Source organism: Bifidobacterium sp. POST2/T3 (B1), from assembly GCF_058197115.1.
Genome location: NZ_JBVPQK010000209.1, coordinates 1 through 4,811, shown reverse-complemented (window position 1 = coordinate 4,811; position 4,811 = coordinate 1). Strand labels below are relative to the sequence as shown.

Genomic DNA, 4,811 nt, shown 5'->3' with positions numbered 1-4,811 from the left:
GTGGCGATCACGGTCATCAGATAGCGGTCCTCGGCATTGGTCACCGTCTTGTTCAGTTTGAAGGCCGGGCGGCCGGTGGGCACAAAGATGACCTCATCAAGGTTGTAGACCCAGGCCACCTCCGAGGCAGCCACCAAGTGGCCATTATGGATGGGATCGAAGGTGCCGCCCATGATTCCCACCCGGGGCCGACGGTTAGGGTGGGCCGGTCCACAGGCCCCGTCAATATCTGATGGCTCCTGCCCCGATTCCCCCTCCTTGGACAGTTCAGACATCATCCGGTTCACGCCTGCTCACCCTCCCGTCTGGCTTCCGAGGCGTTCTCCTCGTTCTCAGACTCGGCCTCCTGGCGCATCTGTTCGGCGCTGGGGTTGACCCGGTCAGGATCGATCCGCTCCATGTCGGCATTCCACTCCTCCTGGACCACACGGCGGATCTCGGAATAGGTGGGCAGAGGGAAGTCCGGCTGGTAGGCCCGACGGACCTGGGCCACGCATCCGGTGATGGCTACCAATGAGTCGGACAGGTCGGCGATGCGCCCCTCCTGCTCCTGCTTACGGAAGACCGGCACCCGCTCCTCCATGACGGTGATGTCGTGCCTGACCTGGTTGAGTTGGTCCTGATCCAAGTCACGCACATCATCGGCATGTTCGTCAGGCCAACCAATCAGGACTGCATCGGCGTACTCCAGGCAGGAGCGCTGGTCTGCATCCGGGATGCCGTCCTCGATTTGCACCAGAAAGACGTACCGCAACAGACTCAACCGCTCTGAAGCCACCCTCAACCAGATACGCGGATTGTCGTGTTCGCGTTGGAAGAGCTCTTCGATCTTCTCGTTCACGGCCGCACCTGCCCCCTGCCGTAGCCGATCCATTTGGTGGTGGTCAGCTCCTGCAGACCCATAGGCCCTCGGGCATGCAGCTTCTGGGTGGAGATGCCCAGCTCGGCACCCATGCCGAACATGCCGCCATCAGTGAATCGTGTTGAGGCATTAACCATGATCACAGCTGAATCCACCCGGCGGGAGAACTCCTCCACAGCCTCGTAGTCCCGGGCCAGAATGGCCTCTGTATGTCTGGTGGAGTGACGGTTGATGTGCTCAATGGCCTGATCCAGGGAGTCCACCACGCGGACCCCCATCTTCAAATCCAGATATTCGCGATCCCAGTCAGCCTCTTCTGCACGGACCAGCAGGTCTTCAGGTAGACCATGGCCAGCAAGGATGTCCATGGAGACCGTGTCCAGGTGCAGCTCGACCTGGGCCCTTGTCAGCGCTTGGGCCACACGGGGCAGGAATTCAGCGGCTACATCCCGGTGGATGATCAGCTTTTCGGCGGCGTTGCAGACGCCCACCCGCTGGGTCTTGGCGTTGACGATGATGGGTATGGCCTGATCCATGTCCACCGAGCGGTCCACGTAAATATGGACATTGCCAGCCCCGGTCTCGATGGTGGGCACTGTGGCCTGCTCAATTACGCTGCGAATCAACCCGCGGCCACCCCTGGGCACCAGCAGATCGATATGACCACGTGCCTTCATCAGAGCCTGGGCCCCTTCGCGACCGTATCGGTCCACGGAAGCCACCAGAGCCGGATCCAGCCCCTGCTCACGAAGAACCCCACCTATCAGTTCCACCAGGGCCCGATTGGTGCGATCGGCCGCGTGGCCTCCTCGCAGGAGGGCCGCATTGCCGGACTTGAGGCAGAGGGCCACCACATCGATGGTGACATTGGGGCGGGCCTCGTAAATCATGGCCACCACACCCAGTGGAACCCGCACCTGATTGAGCCGCATGCCGTTGGGCATGTCATGGCCGCGAACCACCTCGCCCAGGGGATCGGTCAGCCCAGCCACCATGCGCACGGCCCGGGCGGCATCAGCGACACGAACCTTGTCCAAGCGCAGACGGTCGATCAGACCGGCGCTCATTCCTTCTTCAAAAGCCTCGGTGCAGTCCTGCTCATTGACTGCGGCAATTTGATCGGCCTGGTCGACCAGTGCATTGGCCAGGGCCAGCAAGAGGGCGTTTCTGGCCTGACCGGTCATGCCTGCCAGACCTGCCTGTGCAGCGGCCGCCGCATCGGCCATGGTACAGACCCGATCGAACACATCCTGGCGACCGGAGTTATCGCTTTCACTCATGTTCGTCAGATCCTTTCGCCCTCACGGGTCCGCCAGACCCATTTCTGTACCGATTGTAACCCTCAGCAGGGGCAATGACGACAGGAGGAGGGAGGGCATTGCTGCACCTCCCTCCTCCAAGGGCCAATCAGTGGGTCTGGTCCAGCTCAGGATAGAGCGGGAAGGCCTCGACCAGCCGGTCCACCCGGGCCTTGAGGGCATCCAGATCCGCCTGAGAACCCTGGGCCAGCGCAGTGCCGATCACGTCGGCAACCTCCTCGTACTGGGCCGGGCCGAATCCGCGAGTAGCCAGGGCGGAGGTCCCGATGCGCAGACCGGAGGCCACAGAGGCCGGGCGCGGGTCGAAGGGCACCGTATTGCGGTTGACAGTGATGCCGATCTTGGCCAGCAGGTCCTCCCCCTGACGGCCGTCCATCTCGCTGTTGCGCAGATCCACCATAACCAGATGGACGTCCGTCCCTCCAGTGAGCACGGTGATGCCGTTGTCGGCCACATCCTTGGCCATCAGACGCTCGGCCAGAATCTTTGCGCCCTCCAAGGTGCGCTCCATGCGTTCCTTGAATTCAGGCGTGCCGGCCAGCTTGAAGGCCACGGCCTTGGCGGCGATCACATGCATGAGCGGCCCGCCCTGGTTGCCGGGGAAGACCGAGGAGTTGAGCTTCTTGGCATACTCCTGACGAGCCAGGATGAACCCGGAGCGGGGTCCGCCCAGGGTCTTGTGGGCCGTGGAGGAGACCACATCGGCATAGGGCACCGGGCTGGGATGCAGACCGGCTGCCACCATACCCGCGAAGTGGGCCATATCCACCCAGAACTTGGCCCCCACCTCGTCGGCGATCTCCTTCATGGCTGCAAAGTCCTCAATGCGCGGATAGGCGCTCCACCCGCCGATGATCAGGGCCGGATGGGTCTCCAGGGCCCGTTGACGGATGATCTCGGGCTCGATGCGGAAGGTGTCCGGATCGACCCCGTAGGATTCGGCATGATAAAAGCGTCCGGAGAAGTTGATCTTCATGCCGTGGGTCAGGTGGCCGCCATGGTCCAGGGCCAGTCCCAGCACGGTGTCGCCGGGCTTGATCAGAGCCTGGTAAACGGCGGCATTGGCCTGGGCGCCCGAATGGGGCTGGACGTTGGCGTACTCGGCGCCGAAGAGGGCCTTGGCGCGGTCCCGGGCCAGGTTCTCTACCTGGTCCACCCACTCGCAGCCGCCGTAGTAGCGTCTGCCAGGATAGCCCTCGGCATACTTGTTGGTCAGCACGGATCCCTGGGCCTGCAAGACGGCCTTGGGCACGAAGTTCTCAGAGGCGATCATCTCCAGACCGCCGCGCTGACGCTCCAACTCTCCATCCAGCAGTGCAGCGATCTCCGGATCCACCTGCGAGATCGAAGAGTTCAGGACATCGTAGGATTGCTGTACCGGGTTCTCTTCGACCATGGGTCGCTCCTTTGTCTTTAACGTACAGCCTCGGATATAGGGGCTGGTGGGCTATACTGTACGCCATGCCGACCCTTGGCAGGCCCTCGCGTCCATAGATGGTTTCCTCCGCCAGCCGAGCAGGACCATGGTTCGGACCCAAGCACGGGGTAGAATGCCCTGGTAATGATCAGTTCGGCGACATGGCGGAGGGGCAGGCAACCATGAGCACATACCACAGCACCCGAGGCGGCAAGGGGCAGCTGCAGTCCAAGCAGGCCATCAGACGAGGCCTGGCTCCTGACGGAGGACTCTACGTCAGCGATGAGCTGGATGCTCTAACCATTGACCCCGCCTCGGTCGCCGGTCAGGACTACAGGGGCACAGCCAAACTGGTTCTTTCGGGACTGCTGAGTGATTACTCCTCCGCTCAGCTGGACTCCTGCCTGGATGCGGCATACGGAGAGCAGTGGTCCGATCCGGCAATCACCCCTCTGGTGGACCTGGGCGGCAACGACTTCGTACTGGAGCTCTTCCGCGGGCCCACCTCGGCCTTCAAGGACGTGGCCCTGCAGCTTCTGCCGAGACTGATGGCCCTGGCCGGTGACGATGGCGAACGGATCATGGTGCTCACAGCCACCTCCGGAGACACGGGCAAGGCTGCGCTGGCCGGATTCGCAGACGCGCCGGGCACGGGCATCACCGTCTTCTACCCGCAGGGCAAGGTCAGCCAGATCCAGCGCCTGCAGATGGTCACCCAGGAGGGCGGCAATCTCCAGGTCTGTGCGGTTCGGGGCAATTTCGACGATGCCCAGTCCGCAGTCAAGTCCATCTTCGCCGACACTGATCTGGCTCGCGAACTGAGCGAGAAGGCCTCGACCGTGCTCTCATCGGCCAACTCCATCAATGTCGGCCGCCTGGCCCCGCAGGTCGTCTACTACTTCCGGGCCTATGGGTTCCTGATGGAACGGGGGGTGATCGGACCTGGGGATCCGGTCGAATTCTGCGTGCCCACCGGCAACTTCGGCGATGTGCTGGCCGGATACTACGCCAAGATGATGGGACTTCCAGTGTCCCGCCTGACCGTGGCCTCGGACCGTAACCGGGTCCTCAACGACTTCCTGACCACAGGCATCTATGACCGCAACCGTCCCTTCTACACCACCACTTCCCCCAGCATGGACATCCTGATCTCCTCCAACCTGGAACGGATGCTCTACTACATGGCCGACGGCGACACCGAGTTGATTGCCTC

5 protein-coding genes are annotated in these 4,811 nt (G+C 62.6%); 1 reads left to right on the top strand and 4 read right to left on the bottom strand.

Features of this window, described 5'->3' with window-relative positions:
• From AC0AP0_RS09145 to glyA, 4 genes are all read right to left on the bottom strand, one after another.
• Positions 1 to 278: nicotinate-nicotinamide nucleotide adenylyltransferase (locus AC0AP0_RS09145; RefSeq protein ID WP_490430237.1), on the bottom strand; the 278-nt coding region annotated here is incomplete at its 3' end.
• Between the two features lie 5 nt (positions 279 to 283).
• The gene (locus AC0AP0_RS09140; RefSeq protein WP_445342569.1) at positions 284 to 841 is read right to left on the bottom strand and encodes a phosphoribosylglycinamide synthetase; all 558 of its coding nucleotides are present in this window, start codon (positions 839 to 841) and stop codon (positions 284 to 286) included.
• Complete coding sequence (locus tag AC0AP0_RS09135; protein WP_490430239.1) at positions 838 to 2,151, bottom strand: glutamate-5-semialdehyde dehydrogenase; 1,314 nt, start codon at positions 2,149 to 2,151, stop codon at positions 838 to 840. Before AC0AP0_RS09135 ends, AC0AP0_RS09140 begins: the two co-directional genes overlap by 4 nt.
• Positions 2,152 to 2,269: 118 nt before the next feature.
• A complete protein-coding gene (glyA, locus tag AC0AP0_RS09130) occupies positions 2,270 to 3,577 on the bottom strand; it encodes a serine hydroxymethyltransferase (RefSeq protein WP_254477107.1) in 1,308 nt (435 codons plus the stop codon).
• 203 nt (positions 3,578 to 3,780) lie between these two features.
• On the opposite strand from glyA, the gene thrC reads away from it, so the two are divergent.
• Positions 3,781 to 4,811, top strand: a 1,031-nt coding sequence (gene thrC, locus AC0AP0_RS09125) for a threonine synthase (RefSeq protein WP_490430238.1), incomplete at its 3' end; no start/stop codon positions are given.